The sequence below is a fragment of the Sulfitobacter sp. PS-8MA genome (genome assembly GCF_040933935.1).
In the GTDB taxonomy this organism is placed as follows: Bacteria; Pseudomonadota; Alphaproteobacteria; order Rhodobacterales; family Rhodobacteraceae; genus Sulfitobacter.
In genome coordinates this window covers 242,638-269,113 of record NZ_JBFQYJ010000006.1, presented here as the reverse complement: position 1 = coordinate 269,113, position 26,476 = coordinate 242,638, and the positions used below count along the sequence as shown (strand labels likewise).

The window sequence follows — 26,476 nt, the reverse complement described above, 5'->3', positions numbered from 1 at the left end:
ACGGGTTTTTCATAACCTCTATGCTGGCCTTGCTCGCAGGGCCGGCTTTGGCCGCGCCGGCGGCGCAGGAAGAGGCGGGCGACACGGCAAAAGACGCGCCTGCCGCACCCGCCCTGCCCGCTTCGATGCAAAGCCATGGGGTGATCGGCCATGTCCCGCCCCTGACGGGCCTGCCGCTGCTCGACCCGGAGATCCTCGCCCGCATGCGCGAACGCCTCATCGTCCTCTCGCAGGAGCCCGACAAGTGAAGCCCAAGCGCGGCGACGGTCTGGCGGTGCTTTCACGCCTCAAACGCTACGAGATGGAAAACGTGGCGCAGGAGATGGCCGAGGTGAACCGCGCCCTGTCTCAGATCGAGACCGAGCGCCAAGACTTGATGACGCAGTTAAACGATCGCGGCGATCCAGACGCGGTGGAGGCGACGCGGGTGGTCTCGGCCTTTATCCGCAATGTGTCAGAGACGATCCACGGCAAGGAAGCCGAGGCCGAGCGGCTTCGGGCCGACAGCGCGGGCATTCACGACCGGCTCAACGGTCTCTTTGCCGAGGCCAAACGCATTGACCTCATCCGCCGCCGCCGCGCCGAGGCGCGCCAGCAGGCCCTCAATGCGGCCGAGACCGCCGCGCAGGCCGAAGGCTTCCTGTCGATCTGGCTGGAAGACCGCAGGTAGCCGCTCAGCGCGCCTCCGCCACCGCAAGCTCGGCCATTTTCAAGATCGCCTCCCGGCTCTGCGCCACCGCGATGAAACGCGCGTTATGGCAGAAGGTCGCCCCCGCGACGCCGCTGGCCTCTTCCAAGGCGGCATCTGTCAAGCCGGCCCAGGCCTCTGGCAGATCCGCCCGCGCCTCGAAACTGTCACCGCTTTTGCGGATCGTGGTCAGCGCCCAATCGGTGCCGCGCGGGTGAACCACGAAGAGCAGATGATCGGCCCCGGCCTTTTCCACCGCCGCGCGGAATGGCATGCCCTGCGGCAGCTCCAACACGCGGCCCTCACCGGCATCTGCGATGGCCTGCAAGACCACCGCCTCGGCCCGCCGCTTCGCCGCCTTGCCCCGGACCGCCGCTTCGACAAAGGCGCGCGCCACGGGCAAAGCGGCCATAAAGGCCGCGTCGTCCGCCTGCGGGTCACGGGCGTCGAAGGCGGGTTTCAGCGATTCGAGCAGCACCGGCAGGGTCATCCCCGCAAGCGGCCCCGCGACCGAAGGCTCAAGCGCACCATTGTCGAGCAGGTCAATCGGCAGCACGAAACCGCTGTCGATACTGGCGTGGATCTCCTCGACATCCCCCTCGGGCACATCCAGGCTGCGCAGATAGTCGCGGCCGAAATGCCGCCAGATCAACCCGAATGAACTATAGGGCTGACCATCCTCGCGCAGCGGGTTGGGCCGCTGGTGATGGTCGAATATCCCCGCCTCTGCATCATAATCGCGACCCACGTCATAGATGATCTTGCCCGCGCCGGGGCTGATCCACTCCGCTTCCCGCGAGCGCAGCAGCGTGGCCTCGGGAAACAACTGCGTCAGAATAACCGAAGACAGCAGTTCATCCGCGTGAAAGCCGCCGGAATGGGTAACAAGATGGGTAACGCGCATGGGCCGGCCTCGCTCTTGGGAAACGGGCCTTGGACATGATTGACGACCCCTAGGGCAGTTACCGTGAGGCGGGGCCAAGTTTCAACCATAACCAGCGTCATGCGCGCGGCGAGGGGGCGCAGAGGTATTTAAGAAAGGATGAAAGGGAGCAAGCGCGCCTTGCGGCCGGATCGCCGCCCCAGAAAAGGCGCGCTTTCACCCCGGGCGCTTAAAGGCGCCACAGTCTCTGCCACACAAGTAGAATGCCCCTGGGCGAGACCCCTTCCCCTTCTTCATCCTTTTTCAAATACCGATGCACCACAGGTCCCCATACGCCCCGCCTGTGTTCTGCAAGATGGCGTCAATGCGGCAGTAGCAGCAAGCGGGCCGCCGATTGGCGGTGACGTTGGATCCGGGCATGTGCTTCATTGACAGCCCGGCCCGCGGTGATATGTAATTTGATCAAATCTTTCACCATGCCGCATACCCGCAGCCTCACCCCTCAGCAAACCGGAGGACCCCTGATGTCACGGCCCAGCCACCCCTACGCCGGCGACGGCAGCCATACCACCAGCTACTACGCGGCCTCGGCCAACCCGGCGCCGGAACGTCCGGTTTTGCAGGGCGACCACGAGATCGACGTCTGTATCGTGGGCGCGGGCTATAGCGGGCTGTCGACCGGTCTGCATCTGGCCGAGAAGGGCTATAAGGTTGCCATCATCGAAGGCGCGCGGGTTGGCTGGGGCGCATCGGGGCGCAATGGCGGGCAGATCGTCAACGGGCTGAACGCGAGCCTGCAAACGATCAAACGCCGCTATGGCCAGGACACCGCCACCTTTGTCGCAGGTCTGGTGCAGGAAGGCGGCGAGATCATCCGCGAGCGGGTCCGCAGCTATGACATCAAATGCGATTTGAAAGACAAGAACATCTTCACCGGCCTGACCTCAGCCCATATGCGCGAGTTGGAAGAGCGGATGAAGCTTTGGGAAAGCTACGGCATCAAGAACCAAGAGATGCTGGACAAGGACCAGCTGCGCGCGCATGTGAACTCCGACCTCTATGCCGGGGGGATGATCGACCATTCCGGCGGCCATATGCACCCGCTGAACCTCGCCCTTGGCGAAGCGGCGGCCTTTGAGCAAAACGGCGGCACGATCTATGAGATGTCACCGGTGACGGGCGTGGACCATGAGGCCGCGCGCCCGGTGGTCAGGACCGACAAGGGGACGATGACCTGCAAGACGCTGGTGCTCTGCGGCAATGCCTACCTCGGCCATGTGGTGCCAGAGCTTGCGCCGCGGGTCATGCCGGTGTCGACCCAGGTCATGGCGACGGAACCTTTGGGAGAGGATCTTGCGCATGAGCTCTTGCCCAGTGACGCCTGTGTCGAAGACATTCGCTATATCCTCGATTACTACCGCCTTTCGGGCGACAAACGCATGCTCTTCGGCGGTGGCACGGTCTATGGCGGCGCCGACCCGCGCGACATCGAAGCCAAGCTGCGGCGCAATATGGACAAAGTCTTTCCGCAGTTGAAAGGCATCAAGATCACCCATGCCTGGAGCGGCAACTTTGCCCTCTCCTTTAGCCGCGTGCCGCAGATGGGGCGGATCGGCGACAACACCTATTTCGCGCATGGCTACAGCGGCCATGGGGTGACCGGCTCGCATACCTTTGGGCGCATTCTGTCCGAGGCGATTGACGGCGATCTGACCCGCTTTGACGTTTTCGCCAATGTACCTTGGTATCCTTTCCCCGGGGGGCGGATGCTGCGCGTGCCCTATTCGGTGGCCGGGTCCTGGTGGTACGGGTTGCGGGATCGACTGGGGATCTGAGGCCGGAGCGGGCGCCCCTAATAGGGCAGCCCGACGTAATTCTCTGCCATCGCCAGCTGCGCGGCGTGGTTTGATCGCAGGAAGTCCAGTTCAGCCAATTGCATCTTTAGATCAAATTCCGATTGATCCGGATAGCGGTGCAGCAGGGACGAAAACCACCAAGAGAACCGCTCGACCTTCCAAACCCGGCGCAGGGCCTTGGCAGAATAGCTGTCGATGCCCGCCGTCGATCCCTTCAGATAGAACGCCTTCAGCCCCTGGAACAGGTAATGCACATCAGACGCCGCCGTGTTCAGCCCCTTGGCCCCGGTGGGCGGCACGATATGCGCGGCGTCGCCGCAGAGAAACAAACGCCCCCAGCGCATCGGCTCGGTCACGAAGGACCGCAGCGGGGCGATGCTTTTCTCGATGGAGGGGCCGGTGACCAGTTTTTCGGCCATATCCGTGGGGATGCGGCGCTTCAGCTCCTCCCAAAAGGCGGCATCGGTCCAATCTGACGGGCTCTCGCTCAGCGAACATTGAATGTAGTAACGGCTCAGATGATCGCTGCGCATCGAGCATAGGGCAAAGCCGCGCTTCGAGTTGGCATAGATTAACTCGTCATGCACCGGGGGTGTTTCGCTCAGGACACCCAGCCAGCCGAAAGGATAGATTTTCTCATACTCGCGGCGCACCGAAAGCGGGATCGCCTGTCGGCTGACACCGTGAAACCCGTCGCAGCCCGCGATAAAATTGCAGTCGATCCGCTGCGCCTGACCGTCGATGTCAAAGGTGACATAGGGGCTGTCCCCATCGGCGCCGTGAATTTGCACATGTTCCACGTTGAACAGGATCTGCCCCCCGGCCTTCTCGCGGGCATCGTAGAGATCGCGGGTCACCTCGGTCTGCCCGTAGACCACGACCGATGCATCGACCAAGCCTTTGAAGTCGATCCGGAAGTCCTCATCCCCGTAGGAGATCAGCGCCCCATCGTGCACATGGCCCTCCGCATGTAGCCGATCGGCGCAGCCTGCTTCTTCCAGCATCCGCACCAGCCCCTGCTCCAGCACCCCAGCGCGGATACGGCCGAGGACGTAATCCTTGGTCTGACGCTCCAGCACAATGCTCTCGACGCCCACGGTGCTGAGCAATTGCGCCAAAAGCAGCCCCGACGGCCCCCCGCCAATGATTGCCACTTGGGTCTTCATCCCTGCCCTCCCCTATTTGCGGGCAGCATCACATAACCGCGCGCGTAAGAGCAACGGCTGACAGGGAAAATCGTGATGCGCCTTGCCGAATGCGGACTGACGGGGAGCTATAGCGGTTGCTTTGTGGCAAGCAATTTAGGGCGACCCAACGCACGCAGGCAGGCACAAAAAAGCCGGGTGCCAAGTGTTTCTCTCGGCCCCGGCGTGATCGCGCTGCTTGAGCGTCGCTTAATCCTTCTTATCGACCTGCTTTTGCGGGTTCTGCGTGTCGAACTCTTCGGGCCGATGCGCGGCGCCTTCGTGGTCGTCCTGCGCGTGCTGCCGCTTGCGGTGCGGTGGGCGTTTCTCTTTGGCGTGTTCTGGCTCATTGGGCATTTTCGGCCTCCTATGTCCTTTTGAGATCACCTGCGTCTTACAATTTGAACGCCGGGCCAGAGCCGGATGTTCCCCAGCCGCAGCGGCGGTCTTCCGCCGCCTTTCTGAACCGCCGCCCTTGCTGAGCGTCGCCCCCGCTTTACGTCTCGCCCCAATGACCAAGCTGGATAGCCCGTCCAGCACCGATCCGGCGGGAGGAATTGACATGGAGACAGAACTCACCATCAACGGCAGGCAGTACCGGCTAGAGCTGGATCCAAGGACAACCCTGCTCGATGCCCTGCGCCACCATCTGGGGCTGACCGGCAGCAAGAAGGGCTGCGATCACGGGCAATGCGGGGCCTGCACCGTTATGGTGAACGGGCGGCGCATCAATGCCTGTCTTACGCTCGCCTGTATGCATGACGGGGATGAGATCACCACCATCGAAGGCATTGGCCAGCCCGGCAATCTAAGCCCGCTGCAACAGGCTTTTCAGTCTGAGGACGGGTTCCAATGCGGCTATTGCACCCCCGGCCAGATTTGCTCCGCCACGGCCATGCTCGAAGAGATTGCCGAAGGCTGGCCCAGCCATGCCACCGAAGACCTGGATGAGACGCCCAAACTGACGCCTGCGGAGATTTCGGAACGGATGAGCGGCAATCTCTGCCGTTGCTCGGCCTACCCCAATATCGTGGACGCGATCCGCAAAGCCGCGGGGGAAAGCGCATGAGACCCTTTGACTACGCCCGCGCCAACAGCCGGGCGGAGGCCGCCCAGCAGGCCGCGGGCGGCGGCAGCTTCATCGCCGGGGGCACCAATCTGCTGGACCTGATGAAACTTGAGGTCATGACCCCCGAGAAGCTGGTCGATATCAACCGGCTGGACCTGTCGCAGATCGAAGAGACCGCGGAGGGCGGGCTGCGCATCGGGGCGCTGGTGACCAACAGCGATCTGGCCAATGACACCCGCGTGCGCCGGGATTGGCCGGTGCTCAGCCGTGCGCTTTTGGCCGGGGCCAGCGGGCAGCTGCGCAACAAGGCGACCACCGGGGGCAATCTGCTGCAACGCACCCGCTGCCTCTATTTCTATGACCGGGCCGCGCCCTGCAACAAGCGCGACCCCGGCAGCGGCTGCGCCGCGCGGGAGGGGTTCAACCGCATCCTCGCGGTGCTTGGCACTTCGGAACATTGCATCGCCACGCATCCCAGCGACATGGCCGTGGCTATGCGCGTGCTGGACGCTGAGGTGGAGACGTTGAAACAGGACGGCGAGACACGCCGCCTGACGCTGGACGCGCTCTATCTGCTTCCCGGTGATCACCCCGAGCGGGAAACCGTTCTGGAACCCGGCGAGTTGATCACGGCGGTCGTCCTCCCTGCCCCCATCGAGGACGCGCGGCAGACCTACCGCAAGGTGCGGGACCGGGCGTCTTACGCCTTTGCCCTTGTCTCTGTCGCGGGGATCATGGGGCTGAAAGACGGGCGCATCAGCCATGCCGATCTGGCCTTCGGGGGGCTTGCCCCGAAACCTTGGCGCAATGCGGAAGTCGAAGATCTGCTGCTCGGCGAAGCGCCTTCGGAGGCGCTCTTCAACAAGGCGGCGGACATCCTTTTGGCCGAGGCGCAGGGCTTCGGCGCGAATGACTTCAAAATCCCCCTCGCCCGCAGGACGCTGGTGTCGGTGCTCACTGAATTGACCAAGGAGGCAGGCGCATGACCGAGGTTTTCAAGATGGACGCCCCGGCCACGGACCGGCGGCTTGATGATATGGCGCAGGGCCTTGTCGGGGCGCCGCTGGACCGGCCAGAGGGGCCGCTCAAAGTGACCGGACAGGCGACCTATGCCAATGAATGGCAGGTCGAGAATATGGCCCATGGCGTCATGGTCCGCGCGCCGGGGCCAAGCGGGCGTGTCGTTCTGAGCAACCGCGATGATGTGGCCGCGATGCCGGGCGTATTGGCGGTGATCCAGGACGAACGGCTGCTGCGCAACCCGGCGCAGGGCAAGGCGAATGAAGCCCCGGTACAGGGGCCGCAGCAGGCGGCCTATATGGGGCAGTTGATCGCCCTCGTGGTGGCCGAAACCTTTGAACAGGCACGCCACGCGGCGCAGTCGGTCAAAGTCACACTTGGGAACGCCGAGGTCGTGGCGGTCACGACAGAGACCGCCGCGGTCGAGCCGCAGGAGGCCCAATCCCTCGACCAAGGCGATCTGGACGCGGCGATGCGCGACGCGGCGCATACGGTGGACTCGACCTATACCACCCCCTCCCATTCCAGCACGCCGATGGAGCCGCATGCCTCGATCGCCTCATGGGAAGGCGAGGATCTGACCCTGCGCGGCAGCTATCAGATGTTGAAATACAACCGCAACGAACTGGCGGATTCCTTGGGGATTCACCCCGATCGGGTGCGGATCCTTGCGCCCTATGTCGGCGGCGGCTTTGGCTCCAAACTCGGGATCGCGCCCGAGGCGGTGGCGGCGGCCATTGCGGCGCAAGAGGTCGGGCGCCCGGTCTCCGTCGCCTTGCTGCGGCCACAGGTCTATGAGGCGACGATGCGGCGTTCGGATACACGCCAGCGCATCCGGCTCGCTGCCGATGCCGAGGGCCGCCTGATCGGTCTCGGCCATGACGCGCTGGTCTCGAACCTCCCGGGAGAGACCTTTGCCGAGCCGGTCTTGCAGGCGTCGCATTTCCTCTATGGCGGGGCGAACCGGAAAATGTCGATGGATCTGGCGCGGGTGCATAGGCTCTGCTGCGGCTCCGTCCGCGCGCCGGGGGAAGCGGTGGGCGTGACCGTGTTTGAAAGCGCGATGGATGAATTGGCGCAGCAGATCGGCATGGACCCGGTGGAACTGCGCCGCCGCAACATTCCCGACAAAGACCCCGAAAGCGGCAAGGCGTTCTCCTCCCGCCGGTTTGAGGACGCCTTGGACAGCGGCGCGAAAATCTTTGGCTGGGCCGACCGGCCCGGTCTGAAGGAACGCCGAGAAGGTGAATGGCTGATCGGCTATGGTATGGCGTCGGCGGCCCGGGTGAACATCCTGATGGAATCCCAAGCGCGTGTCACGCTGACGCCGCAAGGCACGGCCCGGGTCGAGACCGATATGACCGACATCGGCACCGGCACCTATGCGATCCTTGGCCAGATCGCCGGGGACATGCTGGGCCTGCCGCGCGATGCTGTCGAGGTCGTCTTGGGCGATACCGCTTTGCCGCCCGCCTCGGGCTCTGGCGGGTCTTGGGGGGCCTCATCGAGCGGGACATCGGTCTACATCGCCTGCCAAGCCATCCGCCAGCAACTGGCCGAACGGCTGGAGGTAAGCGAGACGGACCTGACCCTCAAGGACGGGCGCGCGACCTTTGCCAATCAGACCCGCGATCTTGCCGATATCCTGCAGAACGATGAGATCGTGAAGCTGGGTCATGTGGAGGCGGGCGAGACCTCTGAGGCCGTGCGTCAGGCCACATTCGGTGCCTATTTCGCCGAAGTCGCCGTCCATGCGGCCACGGGGGAGACGCGGGTGCGGAGGATGCATGGCAGCTTTGCCGCGGGGCGCATTTTGAACGCCAAGACCGCGCGGTCGCAATGTCTGGGCGGCATGACCTTTGGCATCGGCATGGCGCTGACCGAAGAACTGGCCTTTGATCCCCGCGACGGCCATGTGGCGAACCATAATCTGGCCGAATACCACATTCCGGTGAACGCCGATGTGCCGCAGCTGACGGTTGAACTGCTCGAAGAGCGGGACGACTGGGCCAACCCGATGCAGGCCAAGGGGATCGGTGAGCTGGGCATCTGCGGCGCGGCGGCGGCGATCCTCAATGCGATCTATAATGCCACCGGCGTGCGGGTGCGTGACTACCCCGCGACCCTGGACAAGGTCATCGCCGGGATGTGACGGTGCGGCGCTGTTGACCGACGTCTGTGCCGCTTGGTTGCAGGCTGCGGCAGGGGCGGGTGGGTCAGATCGCCAGGGGATGGATCACGGCACGGGGGCGGCCGCCCTCGTTCCAGAGATAGGCCAGGGTGATCGGCAGGCGAAAGCGGCGCGGCCCCGCGGCGCCGGGGTTCAGCCAAAGCGGGGTGCCGCCGTCTTCGATGCCGGGCTTGTGGGAATGGCCCGAGATCACCACGTCCCATCCTTCACCTGCCGGATCGGCCCGCAGATCCTTCCGGTCGTGGATCATATGGATATGCAGCCCCAAAAGCGTGACACTCACCGTTTCCGGCAGCGCGTCGGCCCAATCGCCCCGGTCGATATTGCCGCGGATCGCGGTCACCGGTGCCATCCGCGCCAGCAGGTCCAGATGCGCAGGATCGCCAATATCACCCGCATGCAGGATATGACCGACACCGTCGAGCGCCGCCACTGCCTCGGGGCGCAGCAGCCCATGGGTGTCCGAAATGACGCCGATGCAGGCGTCTAGGGGAGGCTGTGGGCTGCTGCGGGTCATTCCGGCGCCGCTTCTTTTCCGGCTTCTGTCAGCCAGGCGGGCGGCTCCGCCCCTGCCCGCCCGCTGACCGCCGCCGCCACACAATCGGCGATACTGCCAAAGCGCACCGCGCGGCCCGAAAGCCCGGGCGCGTAATGGGCGTATTTGCCGGAATTGGTCATCAGCACCTTGGCCGAGGGCGGAAAGACCGGTTCCGTGATCGAGCACCAGCAGATGTCCGGCACAATCTGCACCCCCGCCGCTTCGAGCCGCGCAGGCGTGCCGTCGGTGGTGATGGCTGCAAGCGTGTCTTGGCCGAGCGTCACGATCACCGCCGTCTCGGGGTGGCGCCTGCGCCCGGCCAGAGCAGCGTCCAAAGCGCGGCATTCTGCCGCCGAGAAATGCGGGCTGCCAAAGGCAACGAGATCGACCTTCGCGGGCCCGGTGTTGAACTGCCGCCAGACCCGTCGCAGATCGTCTGAGGTGATGCGGACCGTGTCAGCCTCCGGACCCGGCGCCAGATCGGCCTCGGGTGTGATCCCCGCCAGATGCAGCATCGGCGCGGCAGACAGAGGTGGTGCCAAAGGCCGCGCAGAGCGCTTTGAGGTCGTCCTCATTCGGCACCGCCGACCCCAGCCCGCGCAGCAGCGGTATCCTATCGGGTGCCGCCTCCCCCGCGAGCCAGCCGAGCATCGGCCAGATCGCCTCGTCATAGCCTGCGGGCAGCTCCACCTCGATCACCCGGCGCGGCGCGCGGGGGGCATCGAGATAGACCCCCGAGAGCGGCGCACGTCCGGTCAGCGCGATGCAGAGGTCAAAAAAATCGGGATGTTTCACCGTTCGCGCGCCGAGCACGCTATTGGCATAGATCACCGCGTTGGATTCCGACCAGCCGATGAACTCACCCCGCGCGGGCGCTGCGGGCAGTTGGTAGGGCGCGCAGGTGAAGCTGGGCCGGGCGCCCATGGCGACATAGGCATCGGCCAAACGGCTTGCGGGCAGGCCGAAATCCGGTGGCACCCCCTGCGCCTGCCAATTGCCGTGATCGACCGAAATCGCATTCATCGTCGTCGGCACCCGCACCCGCGCCCCCCTATCGGCCATGGTTTGGGCAAAGAGCAGGTTGGCGGGGCTGGCGTAGATACAGCCGTCGATATGCACCCGCGTCACATCGACGAGCCGCGCCGCCCCCTGCGCCCGCGCCATGGTGCAGATGATCTCCATCGCCAGTTGCACGGCCGCGCCTTCGGCCCCGTCGCGCATCGCCTGATCCGCCGCCGTCAGATGCAGATCGCAGGCGGGCCTGTCCGACAGGGGCAGCTGCCAATCCGCCGTCCGCAGCATCCGGGGGGTGATCTCGGCCCGGCGGGCTGTCGCCAGACGGTCATATTCCGCGGCCCCGAGGCGCAGCACGGCGAGCGGCTTGTCGAACATCTTGCCCGCGATCAAGGCGCCAAGGGTCAGGATGTCCTCGGCCTCGCGAAAGACCAAGGCGGCGGGCGCATGACCGTTGAGCGCCAGTTCCAGCAACACGGCGCTGCCGGTGCAGGACCCTCGACTGGTGGGCATCAGGACGACCTTGCCGGCCAGTGACTGGCCGCAAAGCGGATGATGCGCGTCGATCACCACGCCGCTGGCCGGATCGACGCCACCCCAAAAGCTTACCCCTTCTGGGGCGGCGAGCACCGCGCCTTCAGCCTCGGCAGGGACGATGATCTGCGCCATCGGCGGGCTCCCCCGTTCAGGTGACGACAAAGCCATGGGCAAAGGGGTCACGCTCATCAATGAAGATGGTGTTGAACCCCGTCACCCGCGCCCAACCGGCGATGGAGGGGATGATCGCGGGCTTGCCCGCCACCTCCGCCGCCGCTTCGACGCGGCCTTTGAACATCGAGCCGATGATGGATTCATGTACGAAGTCGTCGCCCACGTTCAGCTTCCCCTTGGCGGCCAGCTGCGCCATCCGCGCCGAAGTGCCGGTGCCGCAGGGGGAGCGGTCAATCGCCTTGTCGCCATAGAAGACCGCGTTGCGGGCATCGGCCTCGGGCGCGCGCGGGGCGCCGGTCCAGAGGATATGGCTCAGCCCGTTGATCGCGGGGTGCTCAGGGTGGATGAACTCAAATTTCGCATTCAGCGCCGTGCGCAGTTTCGGGCTCAGCCCGACCAGTTCGGAGACCGAGAAATCCGCCATATCGCGGAAGGTCTTTTGCGGCTCGACGATGGCATAGAAATTGCCGCCATAGGCCACATCGACCACCACTTCGCCCAGGCCCTCGACCTCCGCCGTCAGTCCTTCGGCATGTAGAAAGGCCGGCACATTGGTCAGCCGCACCTCTTCGACAAAACGCCCCTCTTGGCGGTAACTCACATCGACCCGGCCGGCGGGGGTTTCGAGCCGCAATTGGCCGGGGGTGGCGGGGGTGACCAGACCGTTTTCCAGCGCGATGGTGACGGTGCCGATGGTGCCATGGCCGCACATCGGCAGGCAGCCCGAGGTCTCGATAAAGAGCACCGCAATGTCGCAATCCTCGCGCGTCGGCGGGTAAAGGATCGCACCCGACATCTGGTCGTGGCCACGCGGCTCGAACATCAGACCGGTGCGGATCCAGTCATAGTCAGCCAGAAAATGCGCGCGTTTTTCCAGCATATTGGCCCCTTTCAGCAGGGGCGCGCCGCCGGTGACCAGCCGCACCGGGTTGCCGCAGGTATGGCCGTCGATACAGGGGAATGTGTGTTGCGTCATGTCAGCCTCGTGAAACGCGCGGGGGAGAATGGGGTGAGGTCGATGCCGGGGTCTTGGCCGGTCATCAGATCAGCGATCAGCGCCGCCGTGCCTGCCGATTGGGTTAACCCCAGATGGCCGTGGCCGAAAGCGCAAAAGACATCGGGGCGGCCCGGCAAAGCACCGATCGCGGGCAGGCTGTCGGGCAGTGAGGGGCGGAACCCCATCCACTGGCTGCCGCCTGTGGTGTCGAGCCCCGGCAGGAAGCGTTTGGCCTTTTTCAGCATCGCATCGGCGCGGGCAAAGTTCGGCGGCAGGTCGAGCCCGCCCAGCTCCACCGCGCCGCCCACGCGCAGCCCGCCGCCCACTTTGCTGATGACAAAACCATGGCTGCCAAAGGTGATCTGCTGGCGCAGTTCAAACCCGCGGTCCGGCAGGGTGGTGTTATAGCCGCGCTCGGTCTCCAGCGGGATTTTCACGCCCGCGCTGCGGGCCAGATGATGTGAATGCGCGCCGGCGGCCAGCACCACGCGGCCCGGCATCATGCCTTCGGAGGTCTCCACCCCGCCTGCGACCAGCCGCTCGGCGCGGGCGATGGTGATCGCGCCACCCCCCGCCCGGAAGCGTTCGGCCATCGCCAGCACATAGTCGCGCGGGTCCGAGATCGACTGCCACTCGGGGGTAAAGGTCGCATGGGTGAACTCAGGCGCCAGACCGGGTTGATAGGCCGCGATCTCATCGCCCTTGATATGCGTGAAGGGGATGCCTGCCTCTTCCCGCGCTTGCCAACCGGGCAAGGAGGCGCGGAACGCAGCCGCGCTTTCATAGACCTGCAACTGCCCGTCCCGCCGCAGCATATGCGTCAGACCGCTCTGCGCCAGATGCGGCTCAAGCGCGGCCTGCGAGAGCTTCATCAGCGCGGTCTGCGCCACGGTCGAGGCCCGCACCTGCGCGGGCCAGCTGGCCTTCCAAAAGCGCCACATCCAGGGCGCGATGCGGGCGGCATAGCGCGGCGGCACGGAAAGCGGGCCAAGCGGATCAAGCAGCCATTTCGGCGCCTGCCGGATCATCCGGGGGGAGGCGAGCGGCAGGATCTCGGTAAAGGCAAAAGCGCCTGCATTGCCTGCCGAGGCGCCCGCCGCGGGGCCTTCACGGTCGATCACCCGCACGGCCAGCCCGCGCGCCTGAAGCGCCAGCGCGATGGAGAGCCCCACCACGCCTGCGCCGATCACCGTCACCGGGCCGTGCTGCATCAGCGTAGGCCCGACAGGTCTTGACGGGGCGCGGCGGGAGGCAGATTGCCGAGGCTCGAAAATGGCATGGATTTCCCCTTTAGGACCCGTCGCGCAGCTAAGAAACGGCGCGCGCTTGGGGTGAAAAGAACAGCGGATCGCGACGGAATACAATATGTATTCTTGGCATCTGCGGCGGTGTGGAGCGGGTAGAGCCGCGCCTGCGGCCCGGCTCTACCCTGCGTCAGATCACTTGCCCGCGTCTTCCGGCAGCAGCGCTTCCGGCAGGTTCTGATAGGCCACGGGCCGCAGGAACCGGCGGATCGACAGCGTGCCCACGCTGGTCGCGCCGAAGTTGGTGCTGGCCGGGTACGGCCCGCCATGCACCATGGAATCCACCACTTCAACACCCGTGGGGAAGCCATTCGCCAAGAGACGCCCCGCCTTGCGCTCCAGCACCGGCATCAGCCGCTGCGCGGCCTCGACATCTGCATCATCCATATGCAGCGTGATGGTCAGCTGACCGTCCAGATCAACCGCCAGCGCGCGCATCTCTTCGACCGACGCCACGCGCACCACCAGCCCGAGCGGGCCAAAGACCTCTTCATGCAGCGCCGGGTTGGCCTTGAACTCGGCGCCCGTGGTTTCAAACAAGGCCGGCGCGGCGCTGCGGCCGGTGCTGTCGGCCAGATGCACCGGGCGCAGGCTCGGATCGGCTTTGAACTTGTCGCGGCCAGCGCAATAGGCCTCTGCGATACCGTCGGTCAGCATGACCTGTTCCGCGACGCCTTCCAAGGCTTTGGCCGCGCTCTGCACGAAACTGTCGGCGCTGGCGCCCTCGATCACCACGGCGATGCCCGGATTGGTGCAGAACTGCCCCGCGCCCATGGTCAGCGAGGCGGCCCAGCCTTTGCCCAGCTCCTCGGCGCGGGCCTCCATCGCGGCGGGCAGCATGAACATCGGGTTGACCGAGCCCAGCTCGCCAAAGAAGGGGATCGGCTCGGGCCGCGCGGCGCAGAGGTCAAAGAGCGCCCGGCCCCCGGCAAGGCTGCCGGTAAAGCCCACGGCTTTGATCAGCGGATGCTGCACCACGGCCTGCCCCACAGCCCGGTTGCCGCCCTGGATCAGCGAGAAAACCCCGCGCGGCATGCCGCAGCTTTCAATCGCCGCATGGATCGCTTCGGCCACGATCTCGCCGGTGCCGGGATGGGCGGAGTGGCCTTTGACCACCACCGGGCAGCCCGCCGCCAGCGCCGCCGCCGTGTCGCCGCCCGCCACCGAGAAGGCCAGCGGGAAGTTCGACGCGCCAAAAACCGCCACCGGGCCGATGGGGCGCTGCACCATGGTGATCGCCGGGCGCGGGGCGGGCTGGCGGTCGGGCATGGCGGCATCGAAACGGCTGTCGAGGTAGTCACCCTTTTCGATATGGGTGGCGAACAGGCGCAGCTGGCCCACGGTGCGGCCCCGCTCGCCCTCAAGCCGGGCTTCCGGCAGGCCGCTTTCCTGACTGCCGATCTCGGTGATCTCGGCGCCGCGGGCGTCGATCTCATCGGCGATGGCATTGAGGAACCTCGCCCGCGTGGCGCGGCTGGAATAGCCATAGTCCCAAAAGGCCGCCTCTGCCGCTTCACAGGCTTGATCCACCAGATCGACGCTGCCGACGGAGAACTCATGCGCCGGGCCATGCGCGGGGCTGGAGCTGAAGCGGTCGTCGGTGGCGATCCAGTCACCAGCGATCAGATGTTTGCCGTGAGGGGTGAAGGCCATAGGGAATCCTTTCTTTTCGGTTCGCGGCTGGGTGCCAGCTTGCGTCTTTGCAGCATTGGATACAGTATGTATGCAAAATTACAACCCAAGCTGACGAGGATTCAAATGTCCGATACCACCCTCACCCATGGAGAACTCCACGCGATCGTCATGCGGATTTTCGAAACCGGCGGCCTGACCCCGCTGCATGCGGCAGCCCTGGCCCGGGTGATCGTGGCGGGCGAAGGCGACGCCTGCAAATCGCATGGCATCTACCGCATCGAAGGCTGCCTGCGGACCATCAAAGCGGGTAAAGTGGTGCCGGACGCGGTGCCGCAGGTGACCTCTGACGACAGTGCCATCGTGCGGGTGAACGCGGGCGGCGGCTTTTCCAACGCGGCCTTCGAAGCGGGCGCGCCGGTGCTGGCCGAACGCTGCCGCGCCACCGGGATCGCCGCGATGGTGATCAATGATTGCACCCATTTCGCCGCCCTCTGGCCCGAGATCGAGACCCTGACCGACATGGGGCTGGCGGCGATGGCCATGTGTCCCAGCTATGCCAGCGTCGCCCCGTCTGGCGGAACCGAGCCGCTGATGGGCACCAACCCCTTTGCCTTTGGCTGGCCACGCGGAGAGACCAATCCTTATGTCTTTGACTTTGCCACCAGCGTCGCGGCGCGAGGCGAGATCGAATTGCACCGCCGCGCCGGCACCCCCCTGCCCGAGGGCTGGGCGATTGCGCCCGACGGCACCTCCACCACCGACCCCGAAGCCGCGCTTGCCGGGGCGATGTTGCCCTTCGGCAGCCACAAGGGCTCGGCCATTTCCACGATGATCGAACTGCTGGCGGCGGTGATGATCGGCGATCTGACCAGCCCCGAGGCGCGCGACGCGCTTGGCACGCTCAGCCTCGCGCCCGCGCATGGCGAGCTGGTCATCGTCTTTGACCCCGCCCGTTTCGCCGCCGGTCGCCCCGGTGATCCGATGGCCCGCGCCGAACAGCTGTTCGGGGCGATCCTCGGCCAGGGCGCGAGGCTGCCCTCGCAGCGCCGCTTCAAAGCCCGCGCGGAAACGCGTGCGCAGGGTATTCCGCTCACCACCACGGAAAAGGAAAGCCTTGATCGTCTGCTGGCTCAAGGGCTCGACGCGGTCTGACATGAAAAAGGCCCACCGCTTCCGCGGTGGGCCGGTCCGACGGGGAGACGTCGAAGGGGCGATCAGGCCGCGTATTTGGCCACCGCGCCGCCCTGTTGCGACCAATCGGCGTACCAGCTGCGGAACAGTTTGTACTGCGCTTCGGCATAGCCGCGCTGGCTCTCGGAAAGCGCATCTGTCTCGTTGAAATGCAGCTCATATTCTGCATGGCCTTCCAGCACCATCAGATGTTTATAGTAAAGCACCAGATCCGGCCCCTCATCGAAAGAGGACAGAACCCCAAGCGCCGCGTCAAGCTCCTGCGCCCGCTGGCGTGCTTCCGCATCCCCCGCCGCAGCGGCTTGGCTCAGGGCCACCAGATGCAGCACTTCGCGTGGCAGCACATTTCCGATCCCGGTGATCGCGCCCGTCGCGCCGCAGTTGACGAAACCGTAGTAGACCGTGGTGTCGACGCCGATCATCAGCGTGATGTCGTCGTCTTGGCTGGTGATGTTCTCCGCCGCATAGCGCAGATCCTCCGCGCCGCCAAACTCCTTGAACCCGACAAGGTTCGAATGTTCCGCGCGCAGGGCAAAGAACAGATCCGCGCGGGTGGCAAAGCCGTAATAGGGGCTGTTGTAGATCACCGCAGGCAGGTCAGGCGCTGCCGCCAGCACGGTTTTGAAATGGTCCTTTTGCGCCGCCACCGAAGAGCCGCGCGACAGGATGCGCGGGATCAGCATCAGCCCCTTGGCGCCCACTTTCTGCGCATGGGCCGCATGTTCGGCCGCCAGTTTGGTGTTCACCGCCCCGGTACCAACCACGACCGGCACGCCTGCTTCGACCAGACGCTCGACGCCTTCCATCCGCTCGGCATCGGTCAAAAGCGGCCAATCGCCCATGGAACCGCAATAGACCACCGCGCTCATACCGTCGGAAATGAGCTTTTTGCCCATGCGCACCAGCGCGTCAAAGTCTGGCTTACGGTCGGCGGTGCAGGGGGTCATCAGGGCTGGAATACAGCCGGAAAAGATCGTCGAGGTCATAGGGTGCTCCATCATAGAAACCGAACGCAGCATGGTGCTGCGCCAAGGCATTACGCATATCTTACCTATTGTATTTTACTTGTCGACAAAAAAATCAGCCGTGAGAGACCCGGCCTGTTAGGGCCGTTTCACAGATTCAAAGCTCGATATGTTGCCGCCGGTCGCGCGCGATCAGCGCTTGGATTTGATGCACAATCTGATCCGCATGGGTCTTGGCCAAAGCATCCGCCTTTTCCACGTCGCGGGCCTCCAGCGTGGCGATAAGATGTTCATGTTCCTGAACATATTCGCGCGGCAATTGGTCGTCGAAGGATTGGTAATACAACCGCAGCAAGCGCCGGCCTTCGTCCAACAGCCGCAGGCAAAGCGCCTCGTAATAGGGGTTGCGCCCGGCGCGCGCCACTTCGGCGTGGAACTCGCGGTTGGTGGCGATCATCGCCAGCGCGTCCTGCGCTTCGACCGCCGCCGCGAAATCCTGTTGCCGGAGCCGGATCGCGGCCAGATCCGCAGGCGTGTGAAACTGCGCGGCCAGCCTCGTGGTGACCCGGTACATCAAGGTCATCGCGTCAAAGAAAGTGTGCAGGTTGATAAAATCGATGTTGGACACGACCGTCGACCGATTGGGTAAGGTGGTCACCAGCCCCTCACTCGCCAGCCGCACCAAAGCCTCCCGGATCGGCGTGCGCGACATCGAAAGCCGTTCGGACAGGCGGATTTCGTCAATCGGACTGCCCGGCGCCAAGGTCAGATCAAGGATTTCATCACGCAAGACCGAATAGACATATTGCGCCCCAGAGCCCCGTTTGCGCTCTGATGATTTTGCTGTGCTGCTCATGTGAAACCCTTGGGAACTGGACTCTCAAGACCTAGCCGTTCGCTCGTGAAACTACAATGTTGCGCTCTGCCCGTCGCGGCCGAAGGGCCATGCGTGCGCGCGCTACAGCGAGCCAAGCGCCTCGTCCTGCCCCCAAGTCAGGCCGGCGTCATCCCGCGCACTCTTGACCCACTTCGTGCAGCACCCTAAGAGATGCCCAACCTAAACCGACCAGACGGTACAGTGTGAACAAGGCCAAACAACCAGCCGGATCTCAAAACGCCTCCTTGAGAATTCTCGAGGCCGCGCGGGCCATTGCTGCGCGCGAGGGGGCCGGGAAGATAACGATCGATGCGGTGGCCCGCGAATCCGGGCTGAGCAAGGGCGGTGTGCTTTACAATTTTCCCAGCAAGAAAGCGCTGCTCTCTGGCCTGTTAAATCAAATGCTGACGGCCCACCGTGAGCTGGTTGAAACCCTTCCCCAAGACCTGCCCTCGCGCTGTCTGCGCGGGCAGTTGGAAGCGATCCTGAAGATGCGGGAAGCGGATGTGGACCTCTCCATGGCGATCCTCGCGGCGGCGGCGTCGGACCCGCAGTTGCTGGACCCGCTGCGAGCTGAATTATCGGAACAGATAGAGGTTATCCTTTCTGAAACGCAGGACAGGGCAACCGCGATGATCGTTGTCCTTGCGCTGCAAGGTCTGCGGTTCCAAGACCTGCTGGCCCTGCCAGACGGGGGCCCGCAGGTACGAAAAAGCGTCGTTGAACGGCTAAGGACAATGATCGATGAACTTGAATAAAACCAATCCAAGCTGGAAACGGCTGGCGGCTGTGACCGCGCTCGCCGCTGCGATGACCCTTGCCGCAACTGTCATACCGGGGGCATCCGGTGGCCTCTGGGCACAAACAGACGCGCCTGCCGAACAGGGCGGCGCAGAAGGCGCGACCGGCGCGGCGACTGACCAGCCGATGACCGTTGAGGTGACCGAGGTGGTCAGCCGCATGGTCAACCAATCCCGCTCTGTGACCGGGCGGGTCAAACCTGTTCGCACCGTCGATATCGCCTTTCAGGTGCCGGGGCAGATCATTTCCATCGCGGTGCAACCGGGCTCGCATGTGGACGAGGGCGATTTGATCGCCCAGCTTGATCAGACCGATTTTGAACTGGCGGTCGACCGCGCGCAGGCGTCTCATGCCCTTGCCGATTCAGAACTGAAACGCGCCACGAGCCTGGCCGAACGCGGGGTCGCCGCCGATGCGCGGCTCGACTCGGCGCGGGCGCAATTCGCGCAGGCCGATGTCTCCCTGCGCGAGGCCAAGCGGCGCTATGACCAGACCCGGATCGTCGCCCCTTTCGATGCGATCGTCGCGCGGACCTTTGTCGAAGAATATGTCAACGTCACCTCCGCAGCACCGGTGGCCCGTTTGCAGGACATCAGCGAAATGCGGGTCTTGATCTCCATGTCGGAAGAGCTTGCCGCCGTCGGACGCATGGCGCCTGACGCCTATGAGATCGTCGCCTCCTTCCCCGCGGTGCCGGGCTATACCGCGCCGCTGGTGCTTCGGTCTTTTGCCACCGATGCCGATCCAACCGCCCAGACTTATGACGTGGAATTCGCCATTTCGGGCGAGATCGACCCCCGCATCCTGCCGGGCATGACCGCGGATGTGCGGATCTCGACCACCTCGGTCGAGAACCCTGAGCCGTCTTATATTATCCCCGTTTCAGCCGTGGATACGACAAGCCGGACCGACCCTTCGGCCTGGATCTATGACCCGGCCTCGCAAACCGTCACCCGCCGCACGATCCGGCTGGGGCTTCCGGTCAATGACGACTTTATCGTGCTGGACGGGCTTGAGGCGGGCGAAATGGTCGTCTCTGGCGGCTGGTGGCGGTTGAGCGACAATCAGACAGTGACAGTCGCGGGGCGTTGATCCCGTCACATTTAGCGGGACTTGGATAGACCTATGGCAATCAGCATCTCACGTGCGAGCATCAGACGCCCTGTCGCTGTTTGGCTCGCCATCATCTTTTGCCTTTTGGGCGGCTACTGGGGTTTGAACACGGTGGGGCGTCTTGAAGACCCCAACTTCACCCTGAAAACCGCGCTTGTCTTTGTGCCCTACCCCGGCGCGACGGCGGTCGAGGTCGAGGAGGAAGTGTCCGATGTGGTGGAAAACGCGCTGCAGCAGATGAAGCAACTTGACCGGGTGGAATCCAAGTCCATGCCCGGCATGGCGCAGATCACCGTCGAGATTGAGATGACCTATGGCCCGGATGAGATTCCGCAGGTCTGGGACGAGATGCGCCGACGCATCAGCGACGTGCAGGGCAAGCTTCCCGCCGGGGCGCAGCCGCCGATCATCAATGATGATTTCGGCGATGTCTACGGCATGTTCTACGCCGTCACCACCGAAGGGCTCAGTCCCACCCAACAACGCGATCTGGCCAAGACCCTGCGGCTGGGGCTGGTCACCGTCGATGGGGTAGCCAAGGTCGAGGTTCAGGGGCTTACCGAAGAGGTCATCGACATATCCGTCTCCTCCTCGCGGCTGACCGAGCTGGGCCTACCGCCGAACCAGATTCTGGGCATTCTTGCGGATGAAAATCAGGTCTTTACCAATGGCGAAATCACCGAAGGCCCGGCGCGGATCAGCCTTTCTGTGCCACCCGGTTATGTCAGCCCGGAGGGGATCGAAGAGCTTCGGATCGGGCGGGCCGGACAGGTCGGGCAGATCGCCATATCCGACATTGCACGGGTCACCCGCGAGGAAGCCGAACAGCCGAGCCAGATCATCCGGCAAAACGGTGTCACCGCCTTTACGCTTGGTGTCTCCGCCCTCACCGACCGCAATGTGGTCGAGGTCGGCGACGCGGTTTCGGCCCGGCTGGAGGAACTGAAGGCCAAGCTGCCAAGTGATGTGGAAGTCATCCCGGTCTACGAACAGCACCGCGTGGTGGATCAGGCCGTTTCAAGCTTTCTGGTCAGCCTTGCGCAGTCTGTGGGCATCGTGGTCGCTGCCTTGATGCTCACCATGGGCTGGCGCGCGGGCTTGGTGGTGGGCGCCACCCTGGGCCTGACGGTGTTTTCCACCCTGTTTTTCATGTCGGCCTTCGGCATCGCGATGGAGCGGATCAGCCTTGGCGCCCTGATCATCGCCATGGGGATGCTGGTCGACAATGCCATCGTCATCACCGAAGGCATGGTCATCGGCATGGCCCGTGGCAAGAGCGCCGAAGACGCCGCCGCGGAAACGGAAACCGCCACCTCGATCCCGCTGCTGGGGGCCACGGTGATCGGGATCATGGCCTTTTCCGGCATCGGTCTGTCGCCCGATGCCACCGGCGAATTCCTGTTCTCGCTCTTCGCGGTCATTGCGATCTCCTTGCTACTGAGCTGGGCGCTGGCGGTGACGGTGACGCCCTATTTGGGCCGCCTGCTGCTGCGGGCGCCAAAGAATGCCTCGGACGATCCCTATCGCGGCGCGTTCTACGGCATGTATCGCGGGGTTCTCTGGCTGGCGCTGCGGATGCGGGTGCTGGTCGTCATCATCATCCTGGGCATCACCGTCGGCTCCGTGATGGCCTTTGGTCAGGTCAAACAGGCGTTCTTCCCCGCGTCGAACACGCCGCTATTCTATGTTCAGGTCCAGATGCCGCAGGGGACGGATATCAACGTCACCGATGCCGAGATGCGGCGGCTCGAAGAGATGCTGCTGGCCGAAGACAACGTGACCGGTCTGACCACGCTGGTCGGGCGCGGCGCGAGCCGCTTCATGCTGACCTACAACCCCGAGCAGGCCGATTCCAGCTATGGGCAGCTCATCGTCCGGGTCGACGACGCCGAAGTGATCCCCGCCATCGCGAACCGGCTGAACCGGGTTCTGCCGCATGAGTTCCCCCATGCGCTGATCCGGGTCGAGCAGATCGTTTTTGGCCCGCCCTCTGGTGCTGATGTGGCGGTGCGGTTCTCCGGGCCTGACCCGGTTGTCCTGCGCCAGCTTGCCGATGACGCGATGGAAGTCTATGCGCAGGCCGGCACGATCACCGATCCCCGCACCAACTGGCGGCAGCGGGAAATCCTTGTCGAGCCGATTGTCGATGAATCCCGCATGCGGCTGGCCGGCGCCACACGTGGCGCGATTGCCGATACGATCAAATACGGCAGTTCCGGTCTGCGGGTCGGCGATCTGCGCGAAGATGATGAGGTCATCCCGATCCGCCTCCGCCTTCCCGAAGATGCGCGCGACGGGGTCGATCGGCTGCGCGACCTCTCGGTCTGGTCGGACGGGGCGGGCGCCTATGTGCCGATCACCAATCTGGTCGAGCGGTTTGAGACACGTCTGGTCGAAGCGCTGATCCACCGGCGCGACCGCGAGCGGACCATCTCCGTTCTGGGCGGCGCGCGCAGCGACCTCACCGCCGACGAAGCCTTCCGCAGTGTGCGGGCCGATATCGAGGCGATCCCCCTGCCCGATGGCTATGCGATGGAATGGGGCGGTGAGTTTGAAAGCGCGCAGGACGCGCAGGCGAGCCTTGGCAAACAGCTGCCGCTGGGTTTTCTGGTGATGCTGACCATCTCGATCCTGATGTTCAACAAAGTCCGCCAGCCGCTCATCCTGTGGCTCGTCGTGCCCATGTCCGTCACGGGGATGGTTCTGGGCCTGCTGTTTACCGGGCTGCCCTTCACTTTCACCGCCTTGCTGGGCTTCCTTTCGCTCTCTGGCATGTTGATGAAAAACGCCATTGTTCTGGTGGAGGAGATCGACCAGCAGCGCGCCGATGGGGTGCCGGATTACAAGGCCGTGGTTGACGGATCGGTCAGCCGTTTGCGGCCCGTGATCCTTGCGGCCGGCACGACGATCTTCGGGATGATCCCCCTGCTGCCGGACGCTTTCTTTGCCTCGATGGCGGTGACGATCATGGGCGGCTTGGCCTATGCGTCGATCCTCACCCTCCTCGCGGTGCCGGTGCTCTATGCGATCTTGTTCCGTATTCGGGCGAAGTAGCCTTCAGGGGGGTGCCCTTATGCGCGGAGGGCGTTAGCACAACACACACATTTCCGGGAACCTTTCGGGTCAAGCTGCATCTAAGGATCTGAGCGCCGACAGAAGGCGCTGTGCATGACACCGAAAGGAAATGAGATGTTAAGATCCCTATTGCTCACGGCGGCATTGATCCCCTTCACCGCCAGCCTCGCCCGCGCGCAGGACAGCGAGGCCGTCAAGACATCGCCGCCGAGCGCGCCCTATGTGCAGGTCAGCGACGTTCTGCCTCTGCCTGAATTTCTGCCCGGTCTTGGCACGCTCTTCGTGGACCCCGAAACATTGCCAGCAGGCCCGTTTCTGGCCTATGATCACGACGGCCGCCTCTCTGCGACAGTCTATATGACCCCGCTCGACGCGCTTTCCGAGGGAACGGCCTATAATGACCTGCAGTTGGGGCTGCAGGAGGTCACGTCGGTCGATGTCTATTACAATGCCGGTCATCCGGGGGTGGGGGTGCCGCATGCCCATGTGGTGCTCTACCACGATGACGGGGCCAAAGGGCGGTTGGCGCAATGACCTTGGCGCGCCGCCGGGTTCTGCAATTGGGGGGTGGCGCCTTTGCCACCCTCCTGCGGCCTGCTTTGCTGCAGGCCGCAGCGTTACAGGAGGTTGAGATGCGCGGGACCGCCCGGGGCGAGCATGTCTGGTTCCACCCGCATGGTCTTGCGGTGGCCGTCGGCACCAGGGTTCGCTTTATCAACCGCGACCCGGGCAACAGCCATACCGCCACCGCCTATCACCCCGAGAATTTCGACCGCGCCCGGCGCATTCCAAAGGCCGCCGCGGCTTGGGATAGTGACTTTCTGCTGCCCGACGAGAGTTTCGAGGTCCTGCTGTCGGAACCCGGGGTCTACGACTATTACTGCCTGCCGCATGAGATGGCCGCGATGGTCGGGCGCATCGTCGTCGGAACGCCCAGCGATCCCCGGTGGCAAGGGCCGAGCCCCGATACCAATGATATATCTCAGGCGGTCCTAGAGGCGTTTCCGCCCGTCGATGTTATCCTCAAGCACCGACAAGTGACCCGGGAGGATGCGATGTGACCGCCCAGCCAGAGCACAAGACCGCCGCTTTGCCAGACCCAACCACGCCGGAGGCCGTGCTTGTCACGCGCGCTCGACAAGGGGATGAACCCGCCATCCGAGAGTTGATCCGGCGGATGAACCCGCGCCTGTTCCGGATCGCGCGGGGCATTGTTGCCAGTGATGCGGATGCCGAAGAGGTGGTGCAGGAAAGCTACCTCAAAGCCTTCACCCGGCTCGACAGCTTCCGCGCAGAAGCCCGGTTTTCGACATGGCTCATTCGCATCACGATCAACAGCGCGCGGATGAAGCTGCGCGCGTCCCGGCCGGAGGAGGCATATGACACCGTGACCGAAACCAGAAGCGCGCCCGGCGCCATCCTCGCCTTCCCGGGGCAGGACGCCAATATGCCCGAGGCCCAGCTTGGCCGCACCCAGATCCGCGCCCTTTTGGAGAGCACGGTGGCGCAGCTGCCGTCTGACCTTCGCCTGCCCTTTCTGATGCGAGAGGCCGAAAACATGAGCGTACTAGCCATCGCCCGTGATCTGTCACTCAACCCGATCACCGTGAAAACGCGCCTGTTTCGCGCGCGGCGACGGCTCCGCGCGGCGCTTGAAGAGCGTATCCACGGCGGTTTCGACGCGATCTTTCCCTTCGATGGCGCCCGCTGTGCCGACATGGCGGATCGGGTGGTGGCGGGGCTTAGGCAGTCTTAGGGAGGAAGTATTTCCGGCGCCCGGGACGCTGCCGGATCGCCGTGCCAGTGTCGCGGCGTCCAGCAGGGCCATCAAGAAAGCCGCCGTGGATGCGCGGGCCGCACAACGAACCCTAAGCATCTTTTGGCGAAAAGCGCGGAGACGCAGCGCCATTTGGCGCTGCTTTCTGCAATCTCTCGGGATCAGTGGGGACAGGTCAAAGACGCTGCCACAGCGTGCCGAGTTCTCGCTCCAGCCGCTCTGCCACATCCAGCAGGAAACCATCTTGCTGCATCGGGCCGACCATCTGCACGCCGAGCGGCGTTTGGCCCTCAAGATGTGTCGGCAGCGCCACCGAGGGCAGCCCGAGGACGTTGATTGCCAGGAGGGGGGATTGAGCCGAGACAATGTCGCTGAGCGTATCGGGCTCTTTGAAGTCCTGATCATTTCGGAAGGGTTTTTGCAACGAGGTCGGCAGCAGCAAGACATCAATGTCGGTAAACATCTGCGCCCAGGCCCGCTGGCAGACAATTCTGCGCTGCATCGCCTGCATCAACCCTTTCAGATCGGTGGGGGCGAAATGTTTTACAAAGGCCTGATAGTAATCCCACATCTCGGGCGAGCCGTCCTGTTTGATCGTCTCCCGCAGCAGGGTCTCCGCCTCGGTGAACATCAGCGTCCCCCAGAGATCGGGCAGATCCGCCGCGGCGGGCGGGGTGATTTCCTGCAGGGTCGCGCCGCTGTCCTTCATCGCGGTGATCGCCGTCTGCATGGCCCTTTCGACTTCCGCATCGATCCGACCGGCGAAGGGGTTTACCGCATAGCCGACTTTCAGAGGTTCGCCAGAGGTATGTTTCCTGTCCCCCGGATGGGCCCAAAGCGGGTCGCGCAGGTCTTGCTGGGCCATCACCGAGAGCCCGGCGCGGACATCGGCAACAGAGCGCGCGATCGGTCCCTGCACGGCCATGAGCTGGGTGAAGGGGCCGCGTTCGATCCCGGCGGCCGATTGCGTCGGGTTCATCGCCGGGATGCGTCCCAGCGAGGGGCGGATGGTGGCGACCCCGCAGCAATAGGCCGGGTAGCGCAGCGAGCCGCCCAGATCATTGCCGTGCCCGATTGCCCCGATGCCGCAGGCCACCGCCGCCGCGGCGGCCCCGCTGGAGCCGCCGGGGGTCAGGGCCTCGTCCCACGGGTTGGTGCTGACCCCATGGATCGGGTTCGAGGTGAACCAGCGCATCGAGAATTCCGGCGTGCTGCTGCGCCCGACGATCACGGCGCCGCCGCGTTTGAGATTGGCCACCACGGGGGAATCATCTTCCGACAGGGCGTTGGCATTCGCCGCGACACCGTTGGAGTTCGGATAGCCCTTCTGATCGACGTTGATCTTGGTGGTGACGGGCACGCCCCAGAGCGGCCCGGCATCCTCGGGCCGCCCCTTTTCGTCCAGCGCCCTGGCCACATCGAGGGCTTCTTCGACCGGGGTGGTGAGCGCGTTGATCTTGGGGTTGACCGCCTCGATCCGGGCAAGCTGCGCCTGCGTGACCTCGACCACTGAAACCTTGCCGCGTTTGAGCTGATCCGCGGTTTCCGCAACCGACCAATAGTGCTTTTCTGTCATGTTATAACTTT

25 protein-coding genes are annotated in these 26,476 nt (G+C 64.4%); 13 read left to right on the top strand and 12 right to left on the bottom strand.

Annotated elements, in window-relative coordinates; translation table 11 throughout:
- Positions 1–20 precede the first annotated feature (20 nt).
- Entirely contained in the window at positions 21–248 is a 228-nt protein-coding gene (locus tag AB4M76_RS05195) for a hypothetical protein (protein WP_368440743.1), read from the top strand.
- Positions 245–670 (top strand): hypothetical protein, encoded by a 426-nt coding sequence (locus AB4M76_RS05190; RefSeq protein ID WP_368440742.1) that lies wholly within the window; start codon positions 245–247, stop codon positions 668–670. Before AB4M76_RS05195 ends, AB4M76_RS05190 begins: the two co-directional genes overlap by 4 nt.
- Before the next feature lie 4 nt (positions 671–674).
- Here the strand turns inward: AB4M76_RS05190 and AB4M76_RS05185 are convergent, their stop codons facing one another.
- Positions 675–1,592, bottom strand: coding sequence for an MYG1 family protein (locus tag AB4M76_RS05185; protein WP_368440741.1), 918 nt, complete (start codon positions 1,590–1,592; stop codon positions 675–677).
- Between the two features lie 503 nt (positions 1,593–2,095).
- Here AB4M76_RS05185 and AB4M76_RS05180 point away from each other — a divergent pair.
- Complete coding sequence (locus AB4M76_RS05180) at positions 2,096–3,406, top strand: NAD(P)/FAD-dependent oxidoreductase (protein WP_368440740.1); 1,311 nt, start codon at positions 2,096–2,098, stop codon at positions 3,404–3,406.
- A gap of 17 nt (positions 3,407–3,423) precedes the next feature.
- Here AB4M76_RS05180 and pobA read toward each other — a convergent pair whose 3' ends face one another.
- Both pobA and AB4M76_RS05170 read right to left on the bottom strand, forming a co-directional pair.
- A complete protein-coding gene (pobA, locus tag AB4M76_RS05175; RefSeq protein WP_368440739.1) occupies positions 3,424–4,593 on the bottom strand; it encodes a 4-hydroxybenzoate 3-monooxygenase in 1,170 nt (389 codons plus the stop codon).
- Positions 4,594–4,821: 228 nt separating this feature from the next.
- Entirely contained in the window at positions 4,822–4,968 is a 147-nt protein-coding gene (locus AB4M76_RS05170; RefSeq protein ID WP_368440738.1) for a hypothetical protein, read from the bottom strand.
- Positions 4,969–5,173: 205 nt separating this feature from the next.
- On the opposite strand from AB4M76_RS05170, the gene AB4M76_RS05165 reads away from it, so the two are divergent.
- From AB4M76_RS05165 to AB4M76_RS05155, 3 genes are read left to right on the top strand one after another with little or no spacing between them, the layout of a single operon-like run.
- On the top strand, positions 5,174–5,680 hold the full coding sequence (locus AB4M76_RS05165; RefSeq protein ID WP_368440737.1) for a 2Fe-2S iron-sulfur cluster-binding protein: 507 nt from the start codon (positions 5,174–5,176) through the stop codon (positions 5,678–5,680).
- Complete coding sequence (locus AB4M76_RS05160) at positions 5,677–6,666, top strand: xanthine dehydrogenase family protein subunit M (RefSeq protein WP_368440736.1); 990 nt, start codon at positions 5,677–5,679, stop codon at positions 6,664–6,666. Before AB4M76_RS05165 ends, AB4M76_RS05160 begins: the two co-directional genes overlap by 4 nt.
- Complete coding sequence (locus AB4M76_RS05155) at positions 6,663–8,852, top strand: xanthine dehydrogenase family protein molybdopterin-binding subunit (protein WP_368440735.1); 2,190 nt, start codon at positions 6,663–6,665, stop codon at positions 8,850–8,852. The genes AB4M76_RS05160 and AB4M76_RS05155 overlap by 4 nt, the downstream gene beginning before the upstream one ends.
- A gap of 64 nt (positions 8,853–8,916) precedes the next feature.
- Here the strand turns inward: AB4M76_RS05155 and AB4M76_RS05150 are convergent, their stop codons facing one another.
- From AB4M76_RS05150 to AB4M76_RS05125, 6 genes are all read right to left on the bottom strand, one after another.
- Positions 8,917–9,408 carry a metallophosphoesterase family protein gene (locus AB4M76_RS05150; protein WP_368440734.1) on the bottom strand — a complete coding sequence of 164 codons (492 nt, stop codon included), beginning with the start codon at positions 9,406–9,408 and terminating at the stop codon, positions 8,917–8,919.
- On the bottom strand, positions 9,405–9,944 hold the full coding sequence (locus AB4M76_RS05145) for an aconitase X (RefSeq protein ID WP_368440733.1): 540 nt from the start codon (positions 9,942–9,944) through the stop codon (positions 9,405–9,407). The genes AB4M76_RS05150 and AB4M76_RS05145 overlap by 4 nt, the downstream gene beginning before the upstream one ends.
- Positions 9,886–11,112 carry an aconitase X gene (locus AB4M76_RS05140; protein ID WP_368440732.1) on the bottom strand — a complete coding sequence of 409 codons (1,227 nt, stop codon included), beginning with the start codon at positions 11,110–11,112 and terminating at the stop codon, positions 9,886–9,888. Before AB4M76_RS05140 ends, AB4M76_RS05145 begins: the two co-directional genes overlap by 59 nt.
- A 16-nt stretch (positions 11,113–11,128) precedes the next feature.
- Positions 11,129–12,130, bottom strand: coding sequence for a 4-hydroxyproline epimerase (locus AB4M76_RS05135; RefSeq protein WP_368440731.1), 1,002 nt, complete (start codon positions 12,128–12,130; stop codon positions 11,129–11,131).
- The gene (locus AB4M76_RS05130) at positions 12,127–13,362 is read right to left on the bottom strand and encodes an NAD(P)/FAD-dependent oxidoreductase (RefSeq protein WP_368440730.1); all 1,236 of its coding nucleotides are present in this window, start codon (positions 13,360–13,362) and stop codon (positions 12,127–12,129) included. Before AB4M76_RS05130 ends, AB4M76_RS05135 begins: the two co-directional genes overlap by 4 nt.
- Before the next feature lie 228 nt (positions 13,363–13,590).
- Positions 13,591–15,108: an aldehyde dehydrogenase (NADP(+)) gene (locus AB4M76_RS05125; RefSeq protein WP_368440729.1), complete on the bottom strand. Its 1,518-nt coding sequence runs from the start codon at positions 15,106–15,108 to the stop codon at positions 13,591–13,593.
- A 105-nt stretch (positions 15,109–15,213) separates the two neighbouring features.
- Between AB4M76_RS05125 and AB4M76_RS05120 the strand changes: the two genes are divergently transcribed.
- A complete protein-coding gene (locus AB4M76_RS05120) occupies positions 15,214–16,242 on the top strand; it encodes an Ldh family oxidoreductase (protein WP_368440728.1) in 1,029 nt (342 codons plus the stop codon).
- 62 nt (positions 16,243–16,304) lie between these two features.
- Here AB4M76_RS05120 and AB4M76_RS05115 read toward each other — a convergent pair whose 3' ends face one another.
- Positions 16,305–17,267, bottom strand: a complete 963-nt coding sequence (locus AB4M76_RS05115) for a dihydrodipicolinate synthase family protein (RefSeq protein ID WP_368440727.1) — start codon at positions 17,265–17,267, stop codon at positions 16,305–16,307.
- Between the two features lie 136 nt (positions 17,268–17,403).
- Positions 17,404–18,102: a GntR family transcriptional regulator gene (locus AB4M76_RS05110; RefSeq protein WP_368440726.1), complete on the bottom strand. Its 699-nt coding sequence runs from the start codon at positions 18,100–18,102 to the stop codon at positions 17,404–17,406.
- A 224-nt stretch (positions 18,103–18,326) separates the two neighbouring features.
- Here AB4M76_RS05110 and AB4M76_RS05105 point away from each other — a divergent pair, with 224 nt between their 5' ends.
- The 6 genes from AB4M76_RS05105 (at position 18,327) to AB4M76_RS05080 (ending at position 24,868) form a co-directional block, all read left to right on the top strand.
- Positions 18,327–18,881, top strand: a complete 555-nt coding sequence (locus AB4M76_RS05105; protein WP_368440725.1) for a TetR family transcriptional regulator — start codon at positions 18,327–18,329, stop codon at positions 18,879–18,881.
- A complete protein-coding gene (locus tag AB4M76_RS05100; RefSeq protein ID WP_368440724.1) occupies positions 18,868–20,016 on the top strand; it encodes an efflux RND transporter periplasmic adaptor subunit in 1,149 nt (382 codons plus the stop codon). The genes AB4M76_RS05105 and AB4M76_RS05100 overlap by 14 nt, the downstream gene beginning before the upstream one ends.
- Before the next feature lie 33 nt (positions 20,017–20,049).
- Positions 20,050–23,091 (top strand): efflux RND transporter permease subunit, encoded by a 3,042-nt coding sequence (locus AB4M76_RS05095; protein ID WP_368440723.1) that lies wholly within the window; start codon positions 20,050–20,052, stop codon positions 23,089–23,091.
- Between the two features lie 135 nt (positions 23,092–23,226).
- The gene (locus AB4M76_RS05090) at positions 23,227–23,646 is read left to right on the top strand and encodes a hypothetical protein (protein WP_368440722.1); all 420 of its coding nucleotides are present in this window, start codon (positions 23,227–23,229) and stop codon (positions 23,644–23,646) included.
- On the top strand, positions 23,643–24,173 hold the full coding sequence (locus AB4M76_RS05085; RefSeq protein WP_368440721.1) for a plastocyanin/azurin family copper-binding protein: 531 nt from the start codon (positions 23,643–23,645) through the stop codon (positions 24,171–24,173). Before AB4M76_RS05090 ends, AB4M76_RS05085 begins: the two co-directional genes overlap by 4 nt.
- Entirely contained in the window at positions 24,170–24,868 is a 699-nt protein-coding gene (locus AB4M76_RS05080; protein ID WP_368440720.1) for an RNA polymerase sigma factor, read from the top strand. Before AB4M76_RS05085 ends, AB4M76_RS05080 begins: the two co-directional genes overlap by 4 nt.
- Positions 24,869–25,064: 196 nt before the next feature.
- On the opposite strand, the gene AB4M76_RS05075 is transcribed toward AB4M76_RS05080, so the two are convergent.
- A complete protein-coding gene (locus tag AB4M76_RS05075) occupies positions 25,065–26,465 on the bottom strand; it encodes an amidase (RefSeq protein WP_368440719.1) in 1,401 nt (466 codons plus the stop codon).
- Positions 26,466–26,476: the final 11 nt, after the last annotated feature.